This is a genomic window from Lentzea albidocapillata subsp. violacea (genome assembly GCF_900100275.1).
In the GTDB taxonomy this organism is placed as follows: Bacteria; Actinomycetota; Actinomycetes; order Mycobacteriales; family Pseudonocardiaceae; genus Lentzea; species Lentzea violacea.
In genome coordinates this window covers 121,067-146,141 of sequence record NZ_FNET01000013.1, presented here as the reverse complement: position 1 = coordinate 146,141, position 25,075 = coordinate 121,067, and the positions used below count along the sequence as shown (strand labels likewise).

Sequence of the window (25,075 nt, the reverse complement as noted above, 5' to 3'; positions counted from 1 at the left end):
GAAGAAGGCGGCGTCCCGGCGAACTAACCGAGGCGCCGCCCCAGGTCGTCCAGGCCGTTCCACGCCGTGCAGCAGCCGTACGCCAGCGCGGCGCCCAGCGGCCACGCCAGAATTCCCCACCACGTCTCCAGAGCGGGCGCGACGAGCAACGTGTCGTTCGCCTTGATCGTCGACGGCAGCGGGTACGCGGCCGCGGCCAGCGAGCCGCCGAGGAACTGCGCGAACCACCCCGCCCCGAACGCTCCGGCGGTCATCCCCAGCATCACGACCGGCCCGCGCCGCTGCCGCAGCAGCCACGTCGAGATCCCGGTGACCACGCCGGCGCCGAGACCGATCAGCACGAACATCATCAGCGCGTCGAGCCGGTGGTAGCTCTCCACGCCGATCGGGTAGAACTTGCTGTCCTGCGGCGAGACGATCTTGAGCTGGGCCGGGGCCAGCCACGACCAGAGGTACGCGGCCGGCAGCCCGAACGCGAACGTCGTCAGCGCCACCACGAGGCCCGGCAGCAGATCCCGCTTCACCACCACCTTCGGCCGTGGCCGGGGGTAGTAGTGGTAGACGTACGGCGGCTCCGGCACGGGTTCGATGCGCACCGGCGCTGCTTTTTCGTCCATTCGCGAGAGGTTACTACCGAGCCGACGCCGTCTCTCCGTGGCGGCTGCAGCGCGCCGTCCAGCCGTCCGGGGTCACCTGGACGACCATGCGGCGCGCGCACTCCGGGCAGTAGCGCGGCGGGTCGATCATCGACAGCCGCTGACGGCAGAACGCGTGGTCGCCGTCAGCCTCTTCCTTGCCGCAGAAAGCGCAGTACACAGCCGTCATCACAGGGTCTGGCTCAGCGCCTTGATCGGCATCGACAGCTCTTCGAGCATGTCGAGGTCCTGCTGCGCGGGACGGCCGAGGTTCGTCAGGTAGTTGCCGACGATGATCGCGTTGATGCCGCCGAGCATGCCCTGCTTCGCACCCAGGTCACCGAACGTCAGCTCACGGCCGCCGGCGAACCGCAGGATCGTGCGCGGCAGCGCGAGCCGGAACGCGCCGACCGTGCGCAGCGCCTCGGCACCTTCGACGACCGGGTAGTTCTCGTACGGCGTGCCGGGGTTCGGGATGAGGAAGTTCAGCGGGACCTCGTCCGGCTCCAGCTCCGCGAGCTGCACGGCGAACTCCGCGCGCTGCGCCAGCGTCTCCCCCATGCCGATGATGCCGCCGCAGCAGACCTCCATGCCGGCGTCGCGGATCATCCGCAGCGTGTCCCAGCGCTCCTCCCAGGAGTGCGTGGTGACGACCTGCGGGAAGTGCGAGCGGGCGGTCTCGAGGTTGTGGTTGTAGCGGTGCACGCCCATCGCCACGAGCTCGTCGACCTGCTCCTGCGTGAGCATGCCGAGCGAGCAGGCGATCTGGATGTCGTTGCCGTCCGCGCGGATGGCCTTGATGCCGTCGCGCACCTGCGAGAGCAGCCGCTTGTCCGGGCCGCGCACGGCCGCGACGATGCAGAACTCGGTCGCGCCGGTGTCACGGGTCTGCCGCGCCGCGCGGACCAGGCCGGGGATGTCCAGCCACGCCGACCGCACCGGCGAGGGGAACTGGCCCGACTGCGAGCAGAAGTGACAGTCCTCGGGGCAGCCGCCGGTCTTGAGCGACACGATGCCCTCGACCTCGACCTCGGGGCCGCACCAGCGCTCACGGACCTCATGCGCCAGTGCGAGCAGCTCGGGGACCCGGTCCTCGGGGAGCTCCAGCACCTTCAGCACCTGAGCCTCGGTGAGCCCGACGCCTCGTTCGAGCACCTGCTCACGAGCCTCGTCGAGCACGTCGATCTGTTCCGGTGCTGCGGTCACGATCTCTCCTCCTCTGTGGCCTGGCGAGCCAGTGTGCCTCACTGAATCCTTCCCCGTGCAGCGATGTAGGTCACTGGACCGCGAATTGAGCCGCGAACGTCTCCGGGTCGAACTCCCCGCCGAACCACGGTGAGAACGATCTCCTGGCGACGGTCAGGAAGTCCACCGGGCCGAGCTTCGTCACACCCTGCGGCAGCGCGCCGAGCAGCGGTGCGCCCGCCGCCTCCGGCAGGTCGGCCAGGTTCGTGAGCGAGGCGAGGTCGGGGTGCAGCGGCCAGCTGCCCACCACGACACCGATCGACTCGAGTCCACGCCGCTGCAACGCCTCGGCCGTCAGCGCGGTCGCGTTCAACGTGCCGAGCCCGGCCTGAGCCACGATCAGGACGGGTGCGTTCACCGCCCACGCGATGTCGGCCAGCGTCGAGCCGCCCTCGTCGAACCGCACCAGCAACCCGCCCGCGCCCTCGACCAGCACCAGGTCGTGGGTCTCGTCGAGCGCGGTGACCTCGGCGGCGACGTCCTTGGGGTGCACGGTGGCCATGCCCGCACGTCTCGCCGCGGTGGCGGGGGCCAGCGGGTCGGGGTATCTGGCCAGCTCACGGGTCGTCACGTCGCCCGCCAGCCGCGCCACCTCCGCCACGTCGCCAGGCTCGCCGGGCAGCAGACCGGTCTGCGCGGGCTTGAGCACCGCGACCCGTCTGCCTTCTGCCCTGGCCAGCGCCGCGATGCCCGCGGTCACGGCGGTCTTGCCGACCTCGGTCCCGGTTCCGGTGATCACCAGCACGCTCACAGGCACTCACCTTAGGACGTCACCTACCGTAAGGGCATGACCGAGCAACCGATCGTGATGTACGGCGCCGAATGGTGTGGCGACTGCCGCCGGGCCAAGTCGTGGCTGACCCGCAACAACGTGCCGTTCACCTACGTCGACGTCGAAAACGACGACGAGGCGCGCGACAAAGCGATCGAGATCTCCGGCCGCAAGCAGATCCCGGTCGTCGTGCTCCCGAACGGTGAGTTCCTGGTCGAGCCGACCGACACTCAGCTCGCCGCCGCGATCACGCCCTGACAGATCGCCGCGATGTCGTCGTCCGTGCTGACGAACGGCGGCATCGTGTAGATCAGGTCGCGGAACGGCCGCAGCCAGACGCCCGCGTCAACCGCGGCGCGAGTGGCACGGGCCATGTCCACGGGCTCATGCAGCTGCACGACACCGATGGCGCCCAGCACGCGCACGTCCCGAACGCCGGGCAACGCGCGTGCGGGCGCGAGTCCTGCCGTCAGACCGGCGGAGATGCGGGCTACCTCGCGCTTCCAGTCCTGGGACAGCAGCAGGTCGATCGACGCCAGCGACACCGCCGCAGCCAGCGGGTTGCCCATGAACGTCGGTCCGTGCGCGAGCACCGGCACCTCGCCCCTGCTGATCCCGTCCGCCACCCGTGACGTGCACAGGGTGGCGGCCATCGTCAGGTACCCGCCGGTCAGCGACTTGCCCAGGCACATGACGTCCGGGCTGACGTTCGCGTGATCGGCACCGAACAGCTCGCCCGTACGGCCGAAGCCCGTGGCGATCTCGTCGAACACCAGCAGCACGTCGTGCGTGTACGCCAGCTCGCGCAACACGTGCAGATAGCGCGGGTCGTGGAAGCGCATGCCCCCGGCGCCCTGCACGACCGGCTCGACGATGATCGCGGCGAGTTCGTCCGCGTGTTCCTCGACCAGGTCGGCGAGGTGCTGGACGTACGCGGTGTCCATCTCGGCCGGCGGCGCGTCCGCGAACACCTGCTGCGGCAGGATTCCGCGCCACAGCGAATGCATCCCGCCCTCGGGGTCGCAGACGGACATCGGGTTGAACGTGTCGCCGTGGTAGCCGCCGCGCCACGTCAGCAGGCGGTGCTTCTCCGGCCGGTTCTGCGAGCGCCAGTACTGCAGGCACATCTTCACCGCGACCTCGACCGACACGGAGCCGGAGTCGCAGAGGAACACGTGCTGCAACGGCTCGGGGGTGATCTCGACGAGCTTCGTGCTGAGGCGGATGGCGGGCTCGTGCGTGAGGCCGCCGAACATCACGTGGCTCATCCTGCCGAGCTGCTCGGTGACGGCCGCGTCCAGCGCCGGGTGGCGGTAGCCGTGGATGGCCGCCCACCACGACGACATGCCGTCGACGAGCTCGCGGCCGTCCGCGAGCGTCAGCCGGACACCCGAGGCCTCCGAGACGAGCAACGGCTCCTGGGTGCCCGGCATCGGGCCGTACGGGTGCCAGACGTGCGCCTGGTCGAGCTTCAGCAGGTCGTCCACCCGCAGCACATTAGGCGAGGCGGACAGGCAGGGTGTGCAGCCCTCGGATCAGCGTGCTGTCCCGCCACACCAACGTCTCCGGCTCCGCGGCCAGCGTCAGGTTCGGGAACCGGTCGAGCAGCTGCGTCAGCGCCACGTCGAACTCCAGCCGGGCCAGCGGCGCGCCGAGGCAGAAGTGGATGCCGTGACCGAACGCCACGTGCCCCTGCGCGGACCGCGTCACGTCGAGCTTGTCCGCATCGGCGTACTTCGCGGGGTCGCGGTTCGCGGCGACCAGCGACACCATCAGGATCTCGCCGGCGGGCACCGTGACGCCGCCGAGCTCGAGGTCCTCCCTGGTGTAGCGGAAGGTCGCGACGTTGACCGGGCCCTCCAGCCGCAGGAACTCCTCGGTGCTCGCCGGGATCAGCTCGGGGCGGTCCTTGAGGATCTGCAGCTGGTCCGGGTTCCTCAGCAACGACAGCACCGCGTTGCCGATGAGGTTCACCGTCGTCTCGTGGCCCGCCACGAGCAGCAGGAACGCCATCGAGATCAGCTCTTCGGTGTTCAGCCGGTCACCGGAGTCGTCGGCGTGCACGAGCGCGGAGAAGAACGTGTCGTCGGGCTCGGCCTGGGCGATGGCCGTGACGTGCTGGAAGAGGAAGCCGGCCATCGCGGACGCGGCGGCCTGCACCTGGTCCGGCGTGCCGAAGGACAGCAGCTGGTTCGACCACTCGCGGAAGTCGTCGCGGTTGTCGATCGGGATGCCGAGCAGCTCGCAGATGACGGTGATCGGCAGCGGGAACGCGAACGCCTCCAGCAGGTCGACCTCGTCGCCGTCGTTGAGCTTGGCGATCAGCTCGGCAGCGATCTCCTGCACACGTGGGCGCATCAGCTCGATGCGACGGGCGGTGAACGCCTTGGTCACGAGCTTGCGCAGCCGGGTGTGGCCCGGCGGGTCCATGTTGAGCATGTGCACGGCGAGCGTGGGTTCGATCTCGCGGCGCTGGTCGGTGCCGGGAGCGTGCACGGCCATCAGGTGACCGCCCTCGGCGATGTTCTTGCTGACCTGCGGAGCGGTGAGGGCGATCTTCGCCTCGTCGTACCGAGTCACGAGCCAGACCTTGAGCCCGCGCGGCATGTGGACTTCCTGCACGGGCCCCTCGGCACGCAGCAGGTCGTGCACTTCGTGCGGGTTCTGGACGTAGTCGTCGGGCAACTGGGTGAGTGTCGTCACCTCACCCAGTTAACCCCGTTTACTCAACCCTCGCCACTATTTCTGCGGCCAGGCGGCTAACGCTGGATGGTGACGCCGCGGATGGTCTTGAGGTCACCGAAGAGCGACGGCGTCGTGCTGACCCGGTAGTTGTCCACCACCAGCATCTCCTTCGACTTGTCGCGCTTCTGCACCTCCAGGTGCACGGCGACCTGACCCTCGTGCGACTTGAACACGATCTTGAGTTCCTCGATCAGCGCGGGCGTCAGCGTCTTGGTGTGCAGCCCGAGCACGAGCGGCGGGTCCGCGCCGGGGTTGGCCTCCGCATCGCTGATGTCGAGCGGGACGACACCGTCACCGAAGATCGCCATCTTGTCGTCGCGCCAGTTCACGCGGCCCTTCACGCACACGGCGGAGTCGAGCTCCAGGTCGTCGCGTAGCACCTCGTAGGACTTCGGGAAGAACAGGACCTCGATGGACGCGTCCAGGTCCTCGATGACCGTGATCGCCCACGGCAGGCCGTTCTTGTTCACCCGGCGCTCGATCGACGAGATCATGCCCGAGACGATCAGCTCGCCCTCCTTGGGCGGATCGTCGAGCACGACCGCGATCGGCCGTGGCGCGTACTTGCGCAGGATCCGCTCGGCGCCGTCGAGGGGGTGCGAGGACACGTACAGCCCCAGCATCTCCTTCTCGAGGCTGAGCATCTGCTTGCGCGGGTACTCGTCCGTGCCGAACTTGAGGTGCGCCAGCGGTGAGCTGCTGTCGTCCTGGTCGTCGGCGCTGTCGCCACCGAACAGGTCGAACTGCCCCTCCGCCTCCTTGCGCTTGATCGGGACGACGGCGTCGACCGCGTCCTCGTGCACCTGGATCAGCGAGAGCCTGGGGTGGCCGAACGCGTCGAACGCGCCTGCCTTGATCAGCGACTCGATCACACGCTTGTTACAGGCGACGAGCTCGGACTTGTCCATGAAGTCCGTGAAGGACGTGTAGGCGCCCTTCTCCCGGCGGCTCTTGATGATCGACTCGACGACGTTCGCGCCGACGTTGCGGATCGCGCCCAGGCCGAAGCGGATGTCCGTGCCGACGGCACCGAAGCGCAGCGCCGACTCGTTGACGTCCGGCGGGAGGACCTTGATGCCCAGGCGGCGGCACTCGGCGAGGTAGACCGCCGACTTGTCCTTGTTGTCACCGACCGACGTGAGCAGGGCGGCCATGTACTCGGCGCGGAAGTTCGCCTTGAGGTACGCCGTCCAGTACGAGATCAGGCCGTACGCGGCCGCGTGCGACTTGTTGAACGCGTAGCCGGCGAACGGGAGGATCGTGTCCCACAGCGCCTGGATCGCCTCGTCGGAGAAGCCGCGCGGGTCGTTGCGCATGCCCTCGCGGAAGCCCTCGAACTCCTTGGCCAGAACCTCGGCCTTCTTCTTGCCCATGGCCTTGCGGAGCACGTCCGCTCGACCCATCGAGTAGCCCGCGACCTCCTGGGCGATGAACATGATCTGCTCTTGGTAGACGATCAGACCGTGCGTCTCGCCGAGGATCACCTTGAGCGGTTCCTCGAGCTGCGGGTGGATCGGCTTGACTTCCTGACGGCCGTTCTTGCGGTCCGCGTAGTCGTTGTGCGCGTTCACACCCATCGGACCGGGGCGGTACAGCGCGCCGACGGCGACGATGTCCTCGAACGTCGTCGGCTGCATCCGGCGCAGCAGGTCGCGCATCGGCCCGCCGTCCAGCTGGAACACGCCGAGCGTGTCACCGCGGCCGAGCAGCGCGTAGGTCTCCGGGTCGTCGAGCGTGAGCTTGTCGAAGTCCGGGACCGCGTCCTTGCCGCGGTTGGCCTCGATGTTCTCGATCGCGTCGCCCATCACCGTGAGGTTGCGCAGCCCGAGGAAGTCCATCTTCAGCAGGCCGATGTTCTCGCACGACGGGTAGTCCCAGCCGGTGATGAACGAGCCGTCGTCGCGGTACCAGAGCGGGATGGACTCCGTGAGCGGGTCCTTCGACATGATCACCGCGCAGGCGTGCACGCCGGCGTTGCGGATCAGGCCCTCGAGACCGAGCGCGGTGTCGAAGATCTCCTTCACCTGCGAGTCGGTCTCCAGCAGCGACCGGACCTCGGCGGCCTCGCCGTAGCGCGGGTGGCTCTTGTTGACGATGCCGTTGAGCGGGATGTCTTTCGCCATGATCGGCGGCGGCAGCGCCTTCGAGATCTTGTCGGCGATCGCGAAGCCCGGCTGGCCGTGGTGCACGCGCGCCGAGTCCTTCAGCGCCGCCTTGGTCTTAATGGTGCCGAACGTGATCACCTGGGCGACCTTGTCCGTGCCGTACTTCTCGCTGGCGTAGCGGATCATCTCGCCACGACGGCGGTCGTCGAAGTCGATGTCGATGTCGGGCATGGCGGTGCGCTCGGGGTTCAGGAACCGCTCGAACAGCAGACCGTGCGGGATCGGGTCGATGTTCGTGATACCCATCGCCCACGACACGGCCGCGCCCGCGGCCGAACCACGGCCGGGACCGACGCGGATGCCCACGCTGCGGGCGTAGCTGATCAGGTCGGCGACGATCAGGAAGTACGCCGGGAAGCCCTTGTCGATGATGACCTTGGCCTCGAAGTCGCAGCGCTTGATGTACTCGTCCGGAACCTCCCGGCCCTCGAACCGCCATTCGAGCCCGCGCTGGATCTCCTTGCGGAACCAGGAGGCCTGGTCCTCGCCCTGCGGCACCTCGAAGTTCGGGATGCGGTCCTTGACGGTCCAGATGTCCTCGTAGGACTCGACCATCGACGCGACCAGCAGCGTGTTGTCGCACGCCTCCGGGAGGTCCTTCCAGATCTCCCGCATCTCCTCGGACGACTTCAGGTAGTAGCCGTCGCCGTCGAACTTGAACCGGTTCGGGTCGGTCAGCATCTTGCCGGACTGCACGCAGAGCAACGCGGAGTGCGTGTCCGCCTGGTCCTTGGTGACGTAGTGGCTGTCGTTCGTCGCGAGCGGCGGGATGCCGAGCTTCCTGCTGATCTCCAGCAGGCCGTCGCGGACCCGGCGCTCGATCTCCAGGCCGTGGTCCATCAACTCCAGGAAGAAGTTGTCCTTGCCGAAGATGTCGCGGTAGTCGGACGCGGCCTGGAACGCCTCGTCGACCTGTCCGAGCCGCAGCCGGGTCTGCACCTCGCCGGACGGGCAGCCGGTCGTCGCGATGATGCCGTCGGCGTGCTCCGAGACGAGCTCGCGGTCCATGCGGGGCTTGTAGTAGTAACCCGTCTTGCTGGCCTCGGTGTGCAGCCGGAAGAGGTTCCGCAGTCCGTCCGCGTTGCGCGCCCACATCGTCATGTGGGTGTACGCGCCGGCGCCGGAGATGTCGTCGCCGCGCTGACCGGGATCGCCCCAGGCGACCGGCTTCTTGTGCAGGCGGTTGTGCGGGGCGAGGTAGGCCTCGATGCCGATGATCGGCTTGATGCCCGTCTTCATCGCCGTTTGGTAGAACTCGTCCGACCCGTACATGTTGCCGTGGTCGCTCATGCCGACAGCGGTCATGCCGAGCCGCCCGGCCTCCTCGAACAGCGGAGCCACCTTGGCCGCACCGTCGAGCATCGAGTACTCGGTGTGCACGTGCAGATGCACAAACGAGTCCGCCACGGTACCTCCATGAGATCGAACGGACGCGTGGGAAGGACGCGAATTCCGGATCTGCCAACCCTATCCCGCCGCGCTCCGGCACTCACGCACCAACCTGCCGTCTGTCGGGGTGATCTCGATCCGGTATGCGGTGACACGGTGATCGTCACCTCCGGGTAGCGTTCTTTTCGTGGTGCCCCCCGATCCCGTAGACGCCCGCCTGCTCGCCGTTCTCGCCGAGTCGGGCCGCGCCGCCGTGCACGAGATCGCCCAGCGCCTGGGCATGGACCCGCGCGAGGCCGCCATGCGCCTGATCACCCTCTCGGGCAGCGGACTGCCGTTGCTGGTGGGTGTGGAGTGCGACCCGAACGGCGTGCGCAGGGCCCTCGCGAACGCCGCCGCCTACGGCAGCTACACGGGCGGTCCGCCGTCCGGCCCGTACGCGGTGCACCAGAGCGGTCCTCACCCGGTCCAGCAGCAGCCCTACGGTCCGCAGGGCCCGGTCAGCCAGCCGTTCCCCGCTCAGCAGCCACCGCAGGCCACCTGGGGTCCGCCCCAGTCCGCCGGCTGGGTGCGCGCGGACCAGCCGCAGCCCAAGCCCGTCGTCTCGCGGACCGGCAAGATCGGCTCGGTGCTGGAGGCGGACAGCCTCGAAGGCGCCCGCCTCACCATCCAGCTGGTCGAGGTCGTCGACCCGGCCGACTTCCTGTTCACGGCGGCCGGCTACAAGCTCGCCGAGGGCGAACGGTCCGTGGTCGTGCACACCGAGGTGACGAACACCTCGCAGGTCCCCTACACCTCGCTGCCGGACATGTACCTGGTCCTCGTGACCAAGACCGGCGAGACCGTGACGAAGGCGCCTGTCTCGCTGTCCTCCCGGCCCGCGCACAAGCTCGGCGTGCAGCCGGGCGAGACGACGGGCGGGCACAGCGTGTTCGTGCTGCCCGACGAGACCCAGGTGATCCAGGTCCGCTGGAGCGTGCGCCCCGAGGTCGACCTGAACACCCTGGTCTGGACCGTCGAGGACTGAGCACACCGGTCGACATCAGGCGCAACGTCGTCAACCGGTGATCTGCCCAGCCGCGATCAGCCTTCTTCGCGCAGCTTCTCCAGCGAGACGAACAGGTCGGCGGGGTACTCCGACGTGTACGAGACCCACTGGCCGTCCGCCGGGTGGTGGAACCCGAGCTGACGCGCGTGCAGCCACTGCCGCGTCACCCCGAGCCGCTTGGCCAGCGTCGGGTCGGCCCCGTACGTCAGGTCGCCCACGCACGGGTGGTGCAGCGCCGAGAAGTGCACACGGATCTGATGCGTGCGCCCGGTCTCCAGATGCACCTCGACGAACGACGCCGCGCGGAACGCCTCGATGACCTCGTAGTGCGTGATGGACGGCTTGCCGTCCTGCATCACGGCGAACTTGTAGTCGTGCTTGGGGTGGCGGTCGATCGGGGCGTCGATGGTGCCCTTGATCGGGTCCGGGTGACCCTGCACGATCGCGTGGTAGACCTTCTCGACGGTCCGTTCCTTGAAGGCGTGCTTCAGCGCCGAGTACGCGGACTCGGACTTCGCGACCACCATCACGCCGGTCGTGCCGACGTCGAGCCGGTGCACGACACCCTGGCGTTCGGCGGCTCCGGACGTGGCGACGCGGTGGCCACCGGCGAGGAGCCCGCCGACGACGGTCGGCCCGGTCCAGCCCGGTGACGGGTGCACGGCGACCCCGACGGGCTTGTCGACGACGATGATGTCGTCGTCCTCGTGGATGATGATCAGGCCCTCGACGGGGATCGCCTGGACGGTGATCGGCTGCGGCGGCGCCGGCAGCGTGATCTCCAGCATCGCCCCGGCCGTGAGCCGGTCGGACTTGCCGACGACCCGGCCGTCGACCAGCACCTCGTCGGCGTCGGCGATGGACGCGACGACGGTGCGGGACAAGCCGAGCAGCTTCGCGAGACCGGCGTCGACGCGCATGCCGTCCAGACCGTCGGGAATGGGCAGCGTTCGGTATCCGCTCACGCGGGGCCTCGACCTTCTTCTTCTTGCAGAACCTGCTGAAACTACCAGGAGCGGCTACTTCGACTCCTGCAGACCGTCCTGCTCCGGGAGGGGCTCGGTCCGCTTGTGAACGGTCCCGTCGTAGTCGTGCTGCAGGAGCGCCAGGATGATGATCGTCACGCCACCGCAGACGATCGCCATGTCCGCGACGTTGAACACCGGCCACACCTGGCCGTACGGGTCGAACAGCGACAGGAAGTCGACGACGTGGCCGCGCATCGGGCCCGGCGTGCGGAAGAGGCGGTCGGCGAGGTTGCCGATGGCGCCGCCCAGCACCAGGCCGAGGCCGACGGCCCAGCCCTGGGAACGGAGGTTGCGCGAGATCCAGACGATGAACCCGGCGACGCCGAACGCGATCAGCGCGAGGATCCACGTCATGCTCTCCGCCAGGCCGAACGCGGCGCCGGGGTTGCGGACGAACGTCAGGTAGAGCACGCCGCCGAACAGCTTGATCGGGTCGGCGCCCTCGAGGAACGCGACGGACACGACCTTGGTGACCACGTCGAGGGCCAGCACGCCGGCCGCCAGGATCGCGAGGATCTTCGTCCTCGGTTCCGGCAGCGAGCCGGAGATCGAACCGGAGATCGGGAACTCGTCGTCGTCCTCCACCTTCGCGGGGGACTCCGCGGCCGGCTCCTCGACCACGATCGCGACCGTCTCGGGTTCGCTGACCTGCGCTTCCGCCGGTACGTCAGCGACCATCCCGGAGGCTTTCTCCTCGGCCTTGGACTCGTCACTCACCAGGTCATTGTCCACTACAGGGACTACGCGAGGAACGGCGGCAGGGTTCGGTTGTCGTCCTGCGGCACCCAGCGGCCGTCCCGCTGCGTGTAGGTCCACTTCGGACCTTCGGTGACCAGGGTGCGCAGCGCCGCGATCAGGCGATCGACGTGCTCGGCCGTCGTGCCGAGGCCGACCGACGCGCGCACGGCCCGTTCCTCGTGCGATCCGGCCTGCTTGACCAGGCGCCCCACGATCACGTGCGCGCAGAACGCCCCGTCGCGCACGCCGATGCCGTACTCGGCGGACAGCGCCGCCGCGAGGAAGCCCGCGTCGAAGCCGGAGATCGTGAAGCTCACGACGCCGACCTTGTCCGCGTCGGCCAGGATCGCGAGCTCGCGGAAGCCGGGGATGGTGCGCAGGCCGTTCCGCAGGCGCGTCAGCAGTTCCTGCTCGTGCGCGACGGTCTGCTCCCAGTGCCGCGACAGGATCTCGCAGGCCGCGGCCAGCGCGTGCACGCCGACGACGTTCGGGCTGCCGGCCTCGTGCCGCTCGGGCACCGCGGACCAGGCCACGCCGAGGCGGTCCCCGTGGTCGGTCACCTTGGACGTCGCGCCGCCGCCCACGAGGTACGGCTGGGCCTGCTGCAGCCAGTCCGCACGGCCGACCAGCACGCCCGCGCCGAAGGGCGCGTAGATCTTGTGGCCGGAGAACGCGATGTAGTCGACGCCCAGCTCACGGGCGTTGATCGGGCGGTGCGGGGCGAGCTGCGCGGCGTCGAGCGCGATGCGCGCGCCGTGGCGGCGGGCGACCTTCGCGAGCTCGGCGACCGGCCACAGCTCCCCCGTGACGTTGGACGCCCCGGTGACGATCACGAGCCGAGGGCCGACCGGGGCGGCGGCCAACGCCCGGTCCAGCGCGACAATCGCTGCGCCAGACGAAGATGGGGCGGGAACCCGCTGAACGTTCGGACCGCGCCACGGCAGCAGCGCCGCGTGGTGCTCGCTGTCGAACAGCACGACGGCGGTGTTCTTGGGAACGCTGCGCGCCAACAGGTTCAGCGAGTCCGTGGTGTTACGGGTGAAGACGACGGCGTCGGAGGAGTGCGCCCCGACGAACCTGCGGACGCGGTCGCGGGCCTGCTCGTAGACGCGGGTCGAGACCTGCGACGCGAACCCGGCGCCGCGGTGCACGCTGGCGTACCAGGGCAGCAGTTCGTCGACGGCGTCGCGCACTTCCTGCAGACAGGGCGCCGACGCCGCGTGGTCAAGGTTGGCGTAGGTGACGCGCTCGCCGGTGACCAGGGGAACGCGCAGGTCGGCGCCGACGACAGCCGGAACGGAAGTGGTGGTTCCAGGGGTGATCGCGAGCGTCATCGAGCTGCCTCCGAGGCCAGGGGCCCCGTTGTGTGAAGGCCCGCGCTTGACCGGCGCCCCACGCGCCGGACCAGGTCCTCACCAAGGGCACCCCACCGCGGTTGGAGGGTTGCCGGCCAGCAAGCTTGGGCTTGACGCTGGCTCTCATGACCTGCCGACGACGTTAGCGGAGGGTGACACTCCCGTCGACACCCGATCACATCGTGAGAAGCCTCGGAGACCGATAGGCCCTGTCCTGCAGGTCTCGTCCGCGATAGTCGCGGCCGAGGGCCCCGGAGACGGCACCGCCGCAAAGCCCGAATACGCCCGGTATGAGGGCATTGCGGCGGCACCGCCTCCGGGTCTCTCGACCGTGACTCTCATCGAACGGACCTGCAGAACAGGGCCTAATCCCCGGTCTCGCCCTTCCACCTGGCGTAGCGACCGGCCCTGTCGACGGCACGTACGCGCCGCTCAGCGGCGTCGCGCGCCTCTTCGGTGGTGACGATGAGCAACTGGTCGTCCGTCTGCAGCCTCGTCGTCGGTTGTGGCGTGAAACTCTTCCCCGAGCGCACCACGAGGCTGACCGTGGCTCCGGTCGGTAGCCGCAGTTCGGACATGTAGACGCCGTGCAGCTTCGACCCGCGCTGGATGTGTACCTGCAGCAGTTCGGCCCCGAGCTCGTCGAGCGGCGAGGCGTCGACCTGGACCTCCTGCACCTCGCCCGCCTTCACCAGCCCGAGGCGCCGCGCGAGGAACGGCAGCGTCGTGCCCTGCACCACCGTCAGGACGATGACCAGCAGGAACACCACGTCGACCAGCTCGCGAGCACCCTCGACGCCCTGGATCAGCGGGATCAGCGCGAACACGATGGGCACCGCGCCGCGCAACCCCGACCAGGACAGGAACGCCTGTTCGCGCCACGGCACCTTGAACGGCAGCGAGGCGAGGACCACCGACAGCGGCCGGGCCACGAACGTCAGCACCACGCCCGCGACCAGTGCGGGGAACAGCACGTCGAGCAGGCGCGACGGCGAGGCGTAGAGGCCGAGCAGCACGAAGAGCCCGATCTGGGCGAGCCAGCCGAGGCCTTCGGCGAACGAGAGGGTGTCGGCGCGGTGCGGCAGGCGGGCGTTGCCGAGGACCAGCGCGGCGACGTACGTGGCGAGGAATCCGGAGGCGTGCACGAGGTCACCGGCCGTGTAGGCCATCACGCACACGGCCACCGTGGCGAGCGGGTACAGACCGGTGGAGGGCAGCGCCGCGCGTCGGAGCCCGGCCCCGCCGAGATATCCGAGTGCCACGCCGATGAGCGCGCCCACGCCCAGTTCGTAGATCACCAGCAGCGGCGCGGTCCAGGAGATCTGGTCCGACGAGGCCAGCAGCACCACGGCGATGTAGACCGGCGCGTCGTTGAGGCCGGACTCCAGTTCGAGCGCGCCCGTGAGCCGCGAGCCGACGCCCAGGGAGCGCAGGACGCTGAAGACGGCGGCCGCGTCGGTGGACGACAGCACCGCGCCCCACAGCAACGCCATCCGCCAGTCGAGGCCCAGCAGGAAGTGCAACGCCGTTCCGGTCACCGCCACGCTCACCGCGACGGCCACTGTGGACAGTGCGACGCCCAGCCGCAGCGAGGACTTCACCGCGCTCCAGCGGGTCGTGATCCCGCCCTCGGTCAGGATCAGCACCAGCGCCGCGATGCCGAGGGACTGGGTGAGGTCGGCGTCGTCGAACTTGATACCGACGACGGACTCGCCGAGGAGCACGCCGATGCCGAGGTAGAGCAGGAGTGAGGGCAGCCCGAGCCGGGTCGACACCCGCACCGCGATCACGGAGATCAGCAGCACGGCGGCGCCGACGCCCAGAACGACCGTGACGTCACCCACCTGGACCATTCTGGTTGATCACCACCGATTCCGACGAATCCGACGATCGCCTCTACCGCGCTCATGCACGAAGGAGCATGTTGATCAGTGGCTCAATCCCTAACCCTGCATGGAGTTGAACCATGAGGATCCTCATCGCACTGGCGGCCGCCTTGATGGTGACCGGAGCGACCACCGCGCAAGCGGTGGCACCCGCGGCCCTGGCGGCACCGGACATCAACGTCGCGAACGTCCGAGCACACCTGAACCAGTTCCAGTCGATCGCCAACGCCAACGGCGGCAACCGCGCACACGGACGACCGGGGTACCTGGCCTCGATCAACTGGGTGAAGAGCAAGCTCGACGCGGCCGGCTTCACGACGCGCGTGCAGTCGTTCACCTACAACGGCGCCACCGGCTACAACCTGATCGCGGACTACCCCGGCGGCGACCTGAACAACGTCGTCATGCTGGGCGGCCACCTCGACAGCGTCAGGTCGGGCCCCGGCATCAACGACAACGGCACGGGCTCCGCGTCGATCCTGGAGGTCGCCCTCCAGATGAAGGCGACGAACTTCCAGCCCACCAAGCACGTGCGGTTCGGCTGGTGGGGCGCCGAGGAACTCGGACTGCGCGGTTCGCGGGCCTACGTGGCCTCGCTGTCCGCCACCGAGAAGTCGAGGATCAAGGCGTACCTGAACTTCGACATGACCGGCTCGCCGAACCCGGGCTACTTCGTCTACGACGGCGCCGACAACCAGCCCTCCGGTTCGGTGGCGTTGCAGCAGCGGCTGCAGGCGGGCTTCACCTCGATCGGCGTTCAGACCGAGCTGATCAAGGTCGGCGGCCGCTCCGATCACGCGGCGTTCGCACTGGAGAACATCGCGACCGGAGGCACGTTCACCGGCGCCGAGCAGACCAAGACCGCGGCTCAGGCCCGGAAGTGGGGCGGCACGGCCGGCCAGGCCTTCGACCGTTGCTACCACCGCTCCTGCGACACCACGGCGAACGTCAACGCCACGGCGCTCGACCGCAACGCGGACGTGATCGCCTACGCGTTGTGGGCGACCGCGGCCTGATCTGATTTCTGCGTGAGCACCTGCACGGCCTCGTCGAGCACCGGTTCGACGAGGCCGGGCAGGGTCGTCCACATCTGCGCCTGGCCCAGGTAGAGGCTGAACGCGATCAGCGCGCGTCTCCTCGCCTGGGCCTTGCCGAACCCCAGCTGCTCGAACAACTCGGTCAGGTAGCCGATCCGCTTCTCGGTGACGCGCTGGAGGACCGGCGCGATCAGCTCGTTCCCGGCACCCGCCTGCAACGCCATCTCCACCGAGCCCTTGCGGGTCTGGTCGAGCACCATGGCGAACAGCGTCCGGAGCTTGCCGTGCGGCGTCTGCTCGGACTCGACCAGCTCGATGACCTTCTCGGTGTGCTCCCGCTCCCACCGCTCGACCGTCGCCTTCAGCAACGCCTCGCGGTTCGGGAAGTGGTGGTAGACGCTCCCCTTCGTGGCTCCGGCCCGCGCCGCCAGCGGCTCGATCGCGACGGCCGGAAGCCCTCCCTCGGCGAGCGCTCTCAGCGCTATCTCAGTCCAGTCGTCACGATTTCTCCGCGCCACGGTTCCATACGCTAGCGTACGTTCCAGGAACATACGGCAGCGTATGGAGAGGAATTTCCATGATCAAGAATGTCCACACCCGCGACCTCGGCGTGCCCGCCGGCCCGTTCGTCGAGCGCGTCCAGGAGCTCTGGCCGCCCGCCTGGGGCAAGCAGGAGTTCGATCGCCCGCTGGGCGTGGGAGCCGACGGCGGGCACGGCCCGATCCGCTACCACTGCACCGAGTTCGTCCCCGGCGAGTCGATCACCTTCGCGTTCGAGGACGGCGACGGCACGCACACCCTGTCGGCCTCGGGCACGGTCCTGCGGCACGAGTTGATCGGCGATTTCAGCCTGGGCAAGCGCCTGCGGTGGGCGTTGATCATCCGGTGGATGCACGACGCGTGCCTGGAGGACCTGTTCGACGCCTGCGAACGCGCGGCAGGCCGCGTACCCGCCGCACCCGCCCGGTGGTCACCGTGGGTGCGGCTGGTGCGGCGCTCACTCGGGGTGAGCCCGCACCAGCCACAACTCGTCTAACGGTCACGCCTTGGCGACGGCGACCTTCACCTTGGCGCCGTCACCGACGGTGCCCTCGGACGTGCCCTCACCGAACACCACCGACGTCGTCAGCGTCTCCGCCTGGACGAACGCCAGGTGCGGCTCGACAGCCGAACGCACGGCCTCCGGCAGCTCCAGCGTCAGCGTGATCCGGTCGGACACGTCGAGCTGGGCGTCCTTGCGGGCCTGCTGCACCACGCGCACCAGGTCACGCGCGACACCCTCGGCCTCCAGTTCCGGCGACACCACCGTGTCGAGCACGACGACACCGGCGCCACCGGGCAGAGCGGCCGTGGCGGCGGGATCCGTTGCCACCAGGCGCTGTTCGTACTCGCCCTCGAACAGCTCGACACCGGCGGCGACGATCCTGCCGTCCACTTCGGACCAGTCACCGGCCTTGACGGCCTTGATGACCTTCTGCACGTTCGGGCCGAGCCGCGGCCCGGCCGCCCGCGCGTTGACGACCAGCTGGAACTGCCCGTAGGCGTCGACGTCCGTGGACAGCGACACCTCCTTGACGTTGACCTCGTCGCGCACGATCCCGGCGAAGTCCTCCAGCAGGCCCGCCACCGGCGACGCCACCGTCAAGCGCGCCAACGGAAGCCGCACGCGCAGCTTGTTCGCCTTGCGCAGCGACAACGCCGTCGAGCAGACGTCGCGCACCTCGTCCATCGCCGCGACCAGCGCGTCGTCCGCCGGCACGTCCGACACCGACGGGAAGTCCGTCAGGTGCACCGAACGGCCACCGGTCAGCCCGCGCCACACGACCTCGGAGGTGTACGGCAGCAACGGCGCCGTGACGCGCGTGACGACCTCCAGCACGGTGTGCAGGGTGTCGATCGCGTCCTGCTCGCCGTCCCAGAACCGCTGCCGCGACCGGCGCACGTACCAGTTCGTCAGCACCTCCAGGTACTCACGCACCAGCTGGCACGCACCGGAGATGTCGTAGACGTCCATCGCCGCCTGGACGTCGCGCACCAGATCGTGCGTCTTCGCCAGCGCGTACCGGTCGAGCACGTTCTTCGAGTCGACGCGCCACGTGCCCTCCTTCCCGGAAGCGTTGGAGTACAACGCGAGGAAGTACCAGGAGTTCCACAACGGCAGCACCGCCTGGCGCACCGCGTCCCGGATGCCGCGCTCGGTCACCACGAGGTCGCCGCCGCGCAGGATCGGCGACGCCATGAGGAACCAGCGCATGGCGTCGGAGCCGTCGCGGTCGAAGACCTCGTTGACGTCCGGGTAGTTCTTCAGCGACTTGGACATCTTCTGGCCGTCGTCACCGAGCACGATCCCGTGGGCCATGCAGTCGCTGAACGCGGGCCGGTCGAACAGCGCCGTCGCGAGCACGTGCATGGTGTAGAACCAGCCGCGCGTCTGCCCGTTGTACTCGACGATGAAGTTGCCCGGGTAGTGGTTCTCGAACCAGTCCGCGTTCTCGAACGGGTAGTGCACCTGCGCGAACGACATCGAGCCCGACTCGAACCAGCAGTCGAGCACGTCCGGGATGCGCCGCATCACCGACTGGCCGCTCGGGTCGTCCGGGTTCGGCCGCGTCAGCTCGTCGATGAACGGCCGGTGCAGGTTGTCCGGGCGCACGCCGAAGTCGCGTTCCAGCTCGTCCAGCGACCCGTACACGTCCGTGCGCGGGAACTCGGGGTTGTCCGAGGTCCACACGGGCAGCGGCGAGCCCCAGTACCGGTTGCGCGAGATGTTCCAGTCGCGCGCGTTCTCGAGCCACTTGCCGAACTGGCCGTCCTTGATGTGGCCGGGCACCCAGTTGATCTGCTGGTTGAGCTCGACCATCCGGTCCTTGAACTGCGTGACCGCGACGAACCACGCCGACAGCGCACGCTGGATCAGCGGGTTCTGGCAACGCCAGCAGTGCGGGTACGGGTGGTCGTAGGTCTCGTGCCGCAGCAGCAGGCCCGCGTCCTTGAGGTCGCGGATGATCAGCTTGTTCGCCTCGAAGACGTGCACACCCGCGTACGGCGCCGCCTCGGCGGTGAACTTGCCGTCCGGCCCGACCGGCACGACGACCTCGATGCCCGCCGCGTCCGTCACGACCTTGTCGTCCTCACCGAACGCCGGTGCGATGTGGACGATGCCGGTGCCGTCGTCGGTGGTCACGTAGTCGGCCGTCAGGACCTGGTGCGCGTTCTCGCGGCCGACGAAGAAGTCGAACGGCGGCAGGTACTTCCTGCCGACCAGGTCCGAGCCCTTGTAGCGGGCGACGACCTCGGGCTCCTCGCCCAGCTCACGCGCGTACGCCGCGACACGGGCCTCGGCGAGCAGGTACCTGTCACCGTCGGAGCCCACGACCGTCACGTAGTCGACGTCCGGGTGCACTGCGGCGGCGAGGTTGCTCGGCAGCGTCCACGGCGTCGTCGTCCAGATCAGGGCCTTCTCGCCGGACTCCAGGCGCAGCGCCACCGTGACGGCCGGGTCCTGCCGGTCGCGGTAGGCGTCGTCCATCTTGGTCTCGGTGTTGGACAGCGGCGTCTGGCAGCGCCAGCAGTACCAGAGCACCCGGAAGCCCTCGTAGATCAAGCCCTTGTCCCACAAGGCCTTGAACGCCCACATGACGCTTTCCATGTAGTCGAGGTCGAGCGTCTTGTAGTCGTTGTCGAAGTCGACCCAGCGCGCCTGCCGCGTCACGTAGTCGCGCCACTGGTCCGTGAACTGCAGCACGGACGTACGGCAGGCCTCGTTGAACTTCTCGATGCCGAGCTCGTCGATCTCGTGCTTCTGCGTGATGCCAAGCTGCTTCTCGGCCTCGTACTCCGCCGGCATGCCGTGCGTGTCCCAGCCGAACCGGCGCTCGACGTGCTTGCCGCGCATCGTCTGGTAGCGCGGCACGACGTCCTTGACGTAGCCGGTCAGCAGGTGCCCGTAGTGCGGCAGGCCGTTCGCGAACGGCGGGCCGTCGTAGAAGACGAACTCGTTCTCGCCGTGCTCACCGGCCGGGTTGCGGTCGATGCTCGCCTGGAAGGTCTCGTCGTCCTTCCAGTACCCGAGCACGTCCTGCTCGAGGTTCGGAAAGGACGGCTGCGCCGGGACCTCGTTCGCTCCGGCCCTGGGGTAGGCCATCTTCACTGCTCCTCGCGGTCAGATGCGACACGCGAGGACGACACGCCGATGTGGCTCGGCCCGCCGCGGTACCACCCCGCTTGCCCGCCTTCTTGCGGCGAGCCTCTCGTTCTTCGGCTGTGACGGGCCGGTCCCGTCCGGTTCTACTGAGGTGCTCGCGCACCCGTTCTTCCGGAGGCTCCCCGGTGATGGCCGGATCGGTGCCTGTTGGTTACAGGGTAACCGGAGGCACAAACCGTATGCTCGCCCGATGACGTTGACCATCGCGTTGTCGATCGTGCTGGCCCTGCTGTTCGTGGCGACGGGCGCGGGCAAGCTGTTCGGCGCGAAGGCGTCACTCGAGGCGCGCGACCACTTTCGGATGAACCCTGCGCTGTGGCGCACCATCGGCGCGCTGGAGTGGGCGGGCGCGGCGGGCCTCGTCGTCGGTCTGGTCACGTGGGAATGGGTGGCGCACGCGGCCACCGTCGGCCTCGGGCTGCTGATGGTCGGTGCCACGATCACGCGGTTGCGGTACGACTCGAAGCCCAGCGGTGTCGTCGTGGACCTCGCGCTGCTCGCGTTGCTGATCATGCTGCTGTTCCTGGACCGGTGAGGTTCCACCTCGATGCGCCGCCGCGGCAGGCGAACTGGACCACACCGAGCACGTCCGGCCGTCGGCGCCCGATCGTGCTCCGAGCATCTGCTCGACGGGCTCAGTCGGAGTGTGCGGAACGACTCCTGCGCACCAGCACCGCGTCCGGGGTGCACAGCGCGCACGGCGTGAACTGCAACTGCCGTGCCTCCTGCACCGGGAGGCCCAGCGTGGGCCTCCCGGCAAGCCAGGAGCACGAACTCAGGTGATATCGGGGCCGTTCGTCCAGCACCCGCACCTCGTCCACCAGATCGGCCACGACGAGCAGGTCCGCCGCGTCGGTGTCCTCTTCCGGTGGTTCCTCGTCAGCGGACGGCGTGTCGGCTACCGCCGGCTCCACCACCCGTTGATCATCAGCTGCACGTAGTTGATCTACACTCTGCGCGTCGGCAGCGGGGTCCCCCGGCCGTCTCCGCCACCAGTCCCAAGCAAGGACCAGGGCGGCGAGCACGCTCGCGCCCACGGACGACCACGCCCAGATCGTGTTGGACGTGGCCAGCGCAGGCACGAGCAACCCGAGGGCTGCCAGCACCAGAAGCAGAACTACGAAGAGCACCTAGCGAACAGTAGTTCAGCCCGCTTCGGCGCGTGCACCGAAGGAGTAGCCCTGGGAACGACCCTCGGACGGAGCGGCCGGGCCGCGGTCCTGGAGGTCGCGCAGGGACGACTCGAGCATCGTCTTCAGTCGCGTGCGGTACTCACGTTCGAACGTCTGCAGCTTGTCGATCTGCTTCTCGAGCGTGTTCTTCTCCTGGGTGATGTTGCCCATCACCTCAGCGTGCTTGCGCTGCGCGTCACGGTCCAGCGCGGTGGCCTTCTCACGGGCCTGCCGCTCCAGCGTCTCGGAACGCGTCCGCGCGTCGTTGAGCATGGTCTCGGCACGCGTGCGCGCCTCGTTGACCATCGTGTCGGCCTTGGCGCGAGCCTCGGACAACAGCTGCTCGGACTTCGTGCGCGCCTCGGACAGCATGCCGTCCGCTTCGGCCTTCGCCTCGCCCGTCAGCCGGTCCGCCATCTCCTGGGCAAGGCCCAGGACCTTCGCGGCCTGCACGTGGTGGTCTCCGCCACCACCGGGGGACGTCTGCTCCATGACGGAGGGCGGCGGGACCGGCGCCAGGCGGCGCGGCTCCTCCACCGGCATGCGGGTCGTCATGGGGCTGGAAGCAGCCTTCGCACGCGCGTCGTCGAGGTCGGCACGTGACGTCTCGAGCTGCTGGTCGAGCTGCTCGACCTGCTGACGGAGGTCGTTGTTCTCCTCGATCAAGCGGGCGAGCTCGCCCTCAACCAGGTCGAGGAACGCGTCCACCTCGTCCTCGTTGTAGCCCCGCTTGCCAATCGGCGGCTTGCTGAATGCAACGTTGTGCACATCAGCGGGGGTCAACGGCATCGGATCACCTCTCGCACTCCTGGGCTGCGGTCATCCCACGGTTCCCCGTCACCTGGGATCTGCGAATCGCATCAGAATGATAACGACCAGCCACAGCACAATAATCGATAGGTCCAGCCCGACGCCCCCGATCCGCACAGTCGGGATCACCCGACGGAGTGCACGGACCGGTGGGTCGGTGACCGTGTAGACGGTCTCAAGCGTCACGGCGACGCCGCCGGCGGGGCGCCACTCCCTCGCGAACGTCCGCACCAGCTCGACCACGACACGCGCGGTCAGGAACAGCGAGAACGCGAACAGGAGGTAGAAGATGACGAGCCAGATCGGGTCCACGAGGTCAACTCTAACCGTGGTTCCCGAACCCGCCCTCGGCCAGCTTCCTGCGGTCCTCCGCCGTGACGTCAACGTTGGGCGGTGAGAGAAGGAACACCCTGCTCGTGATCTTGTCCATGGACCCGCGCAGAGCGAACGCGAGTCCGGCCGAGAAGTCGACGAGACGCTTCGCGTCCGCGTCGTCCATGTCGGTCAGGTTCAAGATCACCGGGGTGCCGTCGCGGTAGTGCTCCCCGATCGTGCGCGCCTCGCTGTAGGTACGGGGGTGAAGCGTGGTGATGCGCGCCAACGGGTTGCCTACCGGCTCCGCGACCGGACGCAGCCTGCTCACGGGCTCGCGCTGCGGCTCGACAGCGAGTGCGCCGTGCACGGGTGCGTCGGCACTCCAGCGTCGCGTGCCCGGAGGGTTGCCCCCGCGCCGCGACTCCGGCTCGTAGTCGTCCGGCTCGTCGATGTCGGCCCGGTACCCGGAGCCCTGGAGCTCCGACCGGCCCGGCGTGAACACGCGGTTGCGCCGCGGGTACGGGTCGTAGTCGTCGGCCTCGGCCGCGTACTCGGACCGGTAGTCGCCGTAGCGGCCGCGGTCGTCCTCGTAGCCGGGGTCGTCTGCGTACTCGGCGGGGACCATCCCGAAGTAGGCCTTCAGCTTGTGCAAAGCGCTCATTCCAGCCCCTCCTCGGCGGTTCCCCACTCTTAGGGACGGTGCGGACGGTCCCGAGGTTCCCGACTACCTACGGCGAGATTAGTCGCCGGCTGCCGAGCAACGCCGTTCCGACACGCACACAGGTCGATCCGTGCGAGATGGCATCTTCCAGGTCACCGCTCATTCCCGCTGACACATGGGTGGCAGTGGGATGATCATCACGTAGGCGAGATACCACCGAAACCAACGCCTGAAACGCCTGCGATGGCTTCATCGTCCGAGGCGCGACGGTCATCGCACCCCGAAGAATAAGATCACCCGAACGAGTGATCACGCCAGCCAGTTCCGCCACATCCGCAACAGCAACCCCACCGCGCGACGTGTCCCCGTCGATACTGACCTGCAGCAACACGTCGAGCGTGGTGCCTTTCGCGTGCGCCGCCTTCGCCAACGCCTCGGCCAGCCGGACGCTGTCCACGGAGTCGACCTGGTCGGCCCACTCGACGACGGACTTCGCCTTGTTGCGCTGCAACCGCCCGACCATGTGCCACCGCGCCTCGCCGAGGTGTCTCAACTGGGCGACCTTCGCACCGGCCTCCTGGTCGCGGTTCTCCGCGAAATGCCGGAGCCCAAGCCGGTAAAGGATCTCCACATCGCTGGCGGGCCAGGTTTTCGTCACCGCCAGCAACATCACCTCGTCCCGAGCCCGCCCCGCCACCTCACATGCCTTGGCGATGCGTTCCTCGACCTCCGCGAGGTTCTCCTCCAACTCCGCAGCCCGACTCACGGCTCAATCCAAACAACGGACGCAAGCCGCCCGGTAGGCGCCTGCCGCCGATGGCTGAACAGGTCCTTCTCCTCGAACGTGCACCGAGGATCGACCCCGATCTTCCCGACCCCGGCACCAGCCAGCTGATTCCACAGCCCGGCCCGCAAATCCAGGGCAGGCGTACCTTTCCGCGACTTGGAGGCGCTACCGGGCAGGTGCTTCTCGACGTCCTTCTGCATCTCGGCAGGCACCTCATAACACTCACCGCACACCGAGGGCCCCAGCAACACCTCGATGCGCTCAAGCTCAGCCCCCAGCACCATCATCGCCTTGAGAGCCTCGACAACCACACCGACCCGAGCACCAACACGCCCAGCGTGCACAGCCCCGACAACCCCGGCCTCTTGATCCCCGAGCAACACCGGCACACAGTCAGCAGTCAACACGACAAGCCCGAGACCAGCCCGTTTCGTCACAACGGCATCGGTAGCCTCAAGCGGCTCCCCCTGCGGCCCGTCAACGGTGGCAACAGTGCGCCCGTGCACCTGCTCCATCCAGACCAACCGATCGACCGAAAGCCCAACCCCCGCAGCCAGCCGCTCCCGGTTAGCCTCAACCGCCCGAACGTCGTCCCCAACGTGATCGCCGAGGTTGAACGACTCGTAGGGCGCCTTGGACACGCCACCGGCACGGGTGGTGACAACACGACGAATGCGCACACTCACACCCTAGTTCGCACGAACACGCACCCCAGCCCTCCCCCGCGCGACGACGCCACAGGCGAGCCGTCCCTCCCCACGCGACGCCAAAGGCGAGCCGTCCACCCATGCGACGCCAAAGGCGAGCCGTCCACCCACGCGACGCCAAAGGCGAGCCGTCCTTCCCCACGCGAAGCCGTAGGCGAGCCGTCCTTACCGCGCGGGCCAGGCGGTGGGGTCCCATCACGAGTCGCGCCATAGCACTTGCTGCACCTGAGGGGTGAGGTCAAGTCGACACGCTTTTCGTCGACTTGACCTCACCCCTCAGGTGTGGCCCGCTCTTGGCTCGGCTCGTGATGGGACCCCACCGCCAACGCACTCTCTAAGCACCAGGCAGCCGCCCACAGCAACAGGCGTGCCATCT

24 protein-coding genes and 1 riboswitch are annotated in these 25,075 nt (G+C 68.6%); of the genes, 5 read left to right on the top strand and 19 right to left on the bottom strand.

Annotated elements, in window-relative coordinates:
- Positions 1-23 precede the first annotated feature (23 nt).
- The 4 genes from BLR21_RS27050 to bioD form a co-directional block, all read right to left on the bottom strand.
- Positions 24-617, bottom strand: coding sequence for a DUF2567 domain-containing protein (locus BLR21_RS27050; RefSeq protein WP_090009744.1), 594 nt, complete (start codon positions 615-617; stop codon positions 24-26).
- Between the two features lie 13 nt (positions 618-630).
- Complete coding sequence (gene bsaP, locus BLR21_RS27045; RefSeq protein WP_030477055.1) at positions 631-825, bottom strand: biotin synthase auxiliary protein BsaP; 195 nt, start codon at positions 823-825, stop codon at positions 631-633.
- Positions 825-1,841: a biotin synthase BioB gene (gene bioB / locus BLR21_RS27040; RefSeq protein ID WP_090009741.1), complete on the bottom strand. Its 1,017-nt coding sequence runs from the start codon at positions 1,839-1,841 to the stop codon at positions 825-827. Before bioB ends, bsaP begins: the two co-directional genes overlap by 1 nt.
- A gap of 70 nt (positions 1,842-1,911) precedes the next feature.
- Complete coding sequence (gene bioD / locus BLR21_RS27035; RefSeq protein ID WP_090009738.1) at positions 1,912-2,631, bottom strand: dethiobiotin synthase; 720 nt, start codon at positions 2,629-2,631, stop codon at positions 1,912-1,914.
- A gap of 36 nt (positions 2,632-2,667) precedes the next feature.
- Between bioD and BLR21_RS27030 the strand changes: the two genes are divergently transcribed.
- Positions 2,668-2,910: a glutaredoxin family protein gene (locus BLR21_RS27030; RefSeq protein WP_090009735.1), complete on the top strand. Its 243-nt coding sequence runs from the start codon at positions 2,668-2,670 to the stop codon at positions 2,908-2,910.
- Here BLR21_RS27030 and BLR21_RS27025 read toward each other — a convergent pair.
- From BLR21_RS27025 to dnaE, 3 genes are read right to left on the bottom strand one after another with little or no spacing between them, the layout of a single operon-like run.
- Positions 2,883-4,145: an adenosylmethionine--8-amino-7-oxononanoate transaminase gene (locus BLR21_RS27025; protein ID WP_090010026.1), complete on the bottom strand. Its 1,263-nt coding sequence runs from the start codon at positions 4,143-4,145 to the stop codon at positions 2,883-2,885. The two genes, BLR21_RS27030 and BLR21_RS27025, sit on opposite strands and share 28 nt — an antisense overlap.
- A 4-nt stretch (positions 4,146-4,149) precedes the next feature.
- On the bottom strand, positions 4,150-5,355 hold the full coding sequence (locus tag BLR21_RS27020) for a cytochrome P450 family protein (RefSeq protein WP_256334960.1): 1,206 nt from the start codon (positions 5,353-5,355) through the stop codon (positions 4,150-4,152).
- Positions 5,356-5,411: 56 nt separating this feature from the next.
- Positions 5,412-8,924, bottom strand: coding sequence for a DNA polymerase III subunit alpha (gene dnaE / locus BLR21_RS27015; RefSeq protein WP_090010022.1), 3,513 nt, complete (start codon positions 8,922-8,924; stop codon positions 5,412-5,414).
- 214 nt (positions 8,925-9,138) lie between these two features.
- On the opposite strand from dnaE, the gene BLR21_RS27010 reads away from it, so the two are divergent.
- Positions 9,139-9,978: an AsnC family protein gene (locus BLR21_RS27010; protein WP_090009732.1), complete on the top strand. Its 840-nt coding sequence runs from the start codon at positions 9,139-9,141 to the stop codon at positions 9,976-9,978.
- 56 nt (positions 9,979-10,034) lie between these two features.
- Here BLR21_RS27010 and BLR21_RS27005 read toward each other — a convergent pair whose 3' ends face one another.
- The 4 genes from BLR21_RS27005 to BLR21_RS26990 all read right to left on the bottom strand — a co-directional run bounded on the left by BLR21_RS27005 (position 10,035) and on the right by BLR21_RS26990 (position 14,973).
- Positions 10,035-10,919 carry an RluA family pseudouridine synthase gene (locus tag BLR21_RS27005; RefSeq protein ID WP_090010019.1) on the bottom strand — a complete coding sequence of 295 codons (885 nt, stop codon included), beginning with the start codon at positions 10,917-10,919 and terminating at the stop codon, positions 10,035-10,037.
- Positions 10,920-11,018: 99 nt separating this feature from the next.
- Positions 11,019-11,744, bottom strand: a complete 726-nt coding sequence (gene lspA / locus BLR21_RS27000) for a signal peptidase II (RefSeq protein WP_256334958.1) — start codon at positions 11,742-11,744, stop codon at positions 11,019-11,021.
- A 23-nt stretch (positions 11,745-11,767) separates the two neighbouring features.
- The gene (locus tag BLR21_RS26995) at positions 11,768-13,099 is read right to left on the bottom strand and encodes an aminotransferase class V-fold PLP-dependent enzyme (RefSeq protein WP_090009730.1); all 1,332 of its coding nucleotides are present in this window, start codon (positions 13,097-13,099) and stop codon (positions 11,768-11,770) included.
- 37 nt (positions 13,100-13,136) lie between these two features.
- Positions 13,137-13,251, bottom strand: a riboswitch (SAM riboswitch).
- Positions 13,252-13,485: 234 nt separating this feature from the next.
- Positions 13,486-14,973, bottom strand: a complete 1,488-nt coding sequence (locus BLR21_RS26990) for a potassium/proton antiporter (protein WP_420843912.1) — start codon at positions 14,971-14,973, stop codon at positions 13,486-13,488.
- A 113-nt stretch (positions 14,974-15,086) separates the two neighbouring features.
- On the opposite strand from BLR21_RS26990, the gene BLR21_RS26985 reads away from it, so the two are divergent.
- Positions 15,087-16,022 (top strand): M28 family metallopeptidase, encoded by a 936-nt coding sequence (locus BLR21_RS26985; protein ID WP_090009727.1) that lies wholly within the window; start codon positions 15,087-15,089, stop codon positions 16,020-16,022.
- Here BLR21_RS26985 and BLR21_RS26980 read toward each other — a convergent pair.
- On the bottom strand, positions 15,995-16,561 hold the full coding sequence (locus BLR21_RS26980; protein WP_256334957.1) for a TetR/AcrR family transcriptional regulator: 567 nt from the start codon (positions 16,559-16,561) through the stop codon (positions 15,995-15,997). The genes BLR21_RS26985 and BLR21_RS26980 overlap by 28 nt on opposite strands.
- A gap of 59 nt (positions 16,562-16,620) precedes the next feature.
- Here BLR21_RS26980 and BLR21_RS26975 point away from each other — a divergent pair, with 59 nt between their 5' ends.
- Positions 16,621-17,079: a hypothetical protein gene (locus BLR21_RS26975; protein WP_090009722.1), complete on the top strand. Its 459-nt coding sequence runs from the start codon at positions 16,621-16,623 to the stop codon at positions 17,077-17,079.
- A gap of 3 nt (positions 17,080-17,082) precedes the next feature.
- Here the strand turns inward: BLR21_RS26975 and ileS are convergent, their stop codons facing one another.
- Complete coding sequence (gene ileS, locus BLR21_RS26970; protein ID WP_090010012.1) at positions 17,083-20,187, bottom strand: isoleucine--tRNA ligase; 3,105 nt, start codon at positions 20,185-20,187, stop codon at positions 17,083-17,085.
- Positions 20,188-20,437: 250 nt separating this feature from the next.
- Between ileS and BLR21_RS41835 the strand changes: the two genes are divergently transcribed.
- The gene (locus BLR21_RS41835) at positions 20,438-20,782 is read left to right on the top strand and encodes a DoxX family protein (RefSeq protein ID WP_036014530.1); all 345 of its coding nucleotides are present in this window, start codon (positions 20,438-20,440) and stop codon (positions 20,780-20,782) included.
- Between the two features lie 100 nt (positions 20,783-20,882).
- Here the strand turns inward: BLR21_RS41835 and BLR21_RS26960 are convergent, their stop codons facing one another.
- The 6 genes from BLR21_RS26960 to pgeF form a co-directional block, all read right to left on the bottom strand.
- Complete coding sequence (locus tag BLR21_RS26960; protein ID WP_090009717.1) at positions 20,883-21,377, bottom strand: hypothetical protein; 495 nt, start codon at positions 21,375-21,377, stop codon at positions 20,883-20,885.
- Between the two features lie 15 nt (positions 21,378-21,392).
- Positions 21,393-22,208 carry a DivIVA-like cell division protein Wag31 gene (gene wag31 / locus BLR21_RS26955; protein ID WP_030477074.1) on the bottom strand — a complete coding sequence of 272 codons (816 nt, stop codon included), beginning with the start codon at positions 22,206-22,208 and terminating at the stop codon, positions 21,393-21,395.
- A gap of 48 nt (positions 22,209-22,256) precedes the next feature.
- Positions 22,257-22,532, bottom strand: a complete 276-nt coding sequence (locus BLR21_RS26950) for a YggT family protein (RefSeq protein ID WP_030477075.1) — start codon at positions 22,530-22,532, stop codon at positions 22,257-22,259.
- A 19-nt stretch (positions 22,533-22,551) separates the two neighbouring features.
- Positions 22,552-23,205, bottom strand: a complete 654-nt coding sequence (locus BLR21_RS26945; RefSeq protein ID WP_090009714.1) for a cell division protein SepF — start codon at positions 23,203-23,205, stop codon at positions 22,552-22,554.
- 67 nt (positions 23,206-23,272) lie between these two features.
- On the bottom strand, positions 23,273-23,953 hold the full coding sequence (locus tag BLR21_RS26940; protein WP_256334956.1) for a YggS family pyridoxal phosphate-dependent enzyme: 681 nt from the start codon (positions 23,951-23,953) through the stop codon (positions 23,273-23,275).
- A gap of 14 nt (positions 23,954-23,967) precedes the next feature.
- On the bottom strand, positions 23,968-24,672 hold the full coding sequence (gene pgeF / locus BLR21_RS26935) for a peptidoglycan editing factor PgeF (RefSeq protein WP_090010009.1): 705 nt from the start codon (positions 24,670-24,672) through the stop codon (positions 23,968-23,970).
- Between the last annotated feature and the right edge of the window lie 403 nt (positions 24,673-25,075).

What these genes read in the sequence shown, in the direction of transcription:
- BLR21_RS27050 (WP_090009744.1), bottom strand. Translation starts at nt 617, where the DNA reads ATGGACGAAAAAGCAGCGCCGGTGCGCATCGAACCCGTGCCGGAGCCG.
- bsaP (WP_030477055.1), bottom strand. Translation starts at nt 825, where the DNA reads ATGACGGCTGTGTACTGCGCTTTCTGCGGCAAGGAAGAGGCTGACGGC.
- BLR21_RS27030 (WP_090009735.1), top strand. Translation starts at nt 2,668, where the DNA reads ATGACCGAGCAACCGATCGTGATGTACGGCGCCGAATGGTGTGGCGAC.
- dnaE (WP_090010022.1), bottom strand. Translation starts at nt 8,924, where the DNA reads ATGCTCGACGGTGCGGCCAAGGTGGCTCCGCTGTTCGAGGAGGCCGGG.
- BLR21_RS27005 (WP_090010019.1), bottom strand. Translation starts at nt 10,919, where the DNA reads ATGCGCGTCGACGCCGGTCTCGCGAAGCTGCTCGGCTTGTCCCGCACC.
- BLR21_RS26995 (WP_090009730.1), bottom strand. Translation starts at nt 13,099, where the DNA reads ATGACGCTCGCGATCACCCCTGGAACCACCACTTCCGTTCCGGCTGTC.
- BLR21_RS26990 (WP_420843912.1), bottom strand. Translation starts at nt 14,973, where the DNA reads ATGGTCCAGGTGGGTGACGTCACGGTCGTTCTGGGCGTCGGCGCCGCC.
- BLR21_RS26985 (WP_090009727.1), top strand. Translation starts at nt 15,087, where the DNA reads ATGAGGATCCTCATCGCACTGGCGGCCGCCTTGATGGTGACCGGAGCG.
- BLR21_RS26975 (WP_090009722.1), top strand. Translation starts at nt 16,621, where the DNA reads ATGATCAAGAATGTCCACACCCGCGACCTCGGCGTGCCCGCCGGCCCG.
- ileS (WP_090010012.1), bottom strand. Translation starts at nt 20,187, where the DNA reads ATGGCCTACCCCAGGGCCGGAGCGAACGAGGTCCCGGCGCAGCCGTCC.
- BLR21_RS41835 (WP_036014530.1), top strand. Translation starts at nt 20,438, where the DNA reads ATGACGTTGACCATCGCGTTGTCGATCGTGCTGGCCCTGCTGTTCGTG.
- wag31 (WP_030477074.1), bottom strand. Translation starts at nt 22,208, where the DNA reads ATGCCGTTGACCCCCGCTGATGTGCACAACGTTGCATTCAGCAAGCCG.
- BLR21_RS26945 (WP_090009714.1), bottom strand. Translation starts at nt 23,205, where the DNA reads ATGAGCGCTTTGCACAAGCTGAAGGCCTACTTCGGGATGGTCCCCGCC.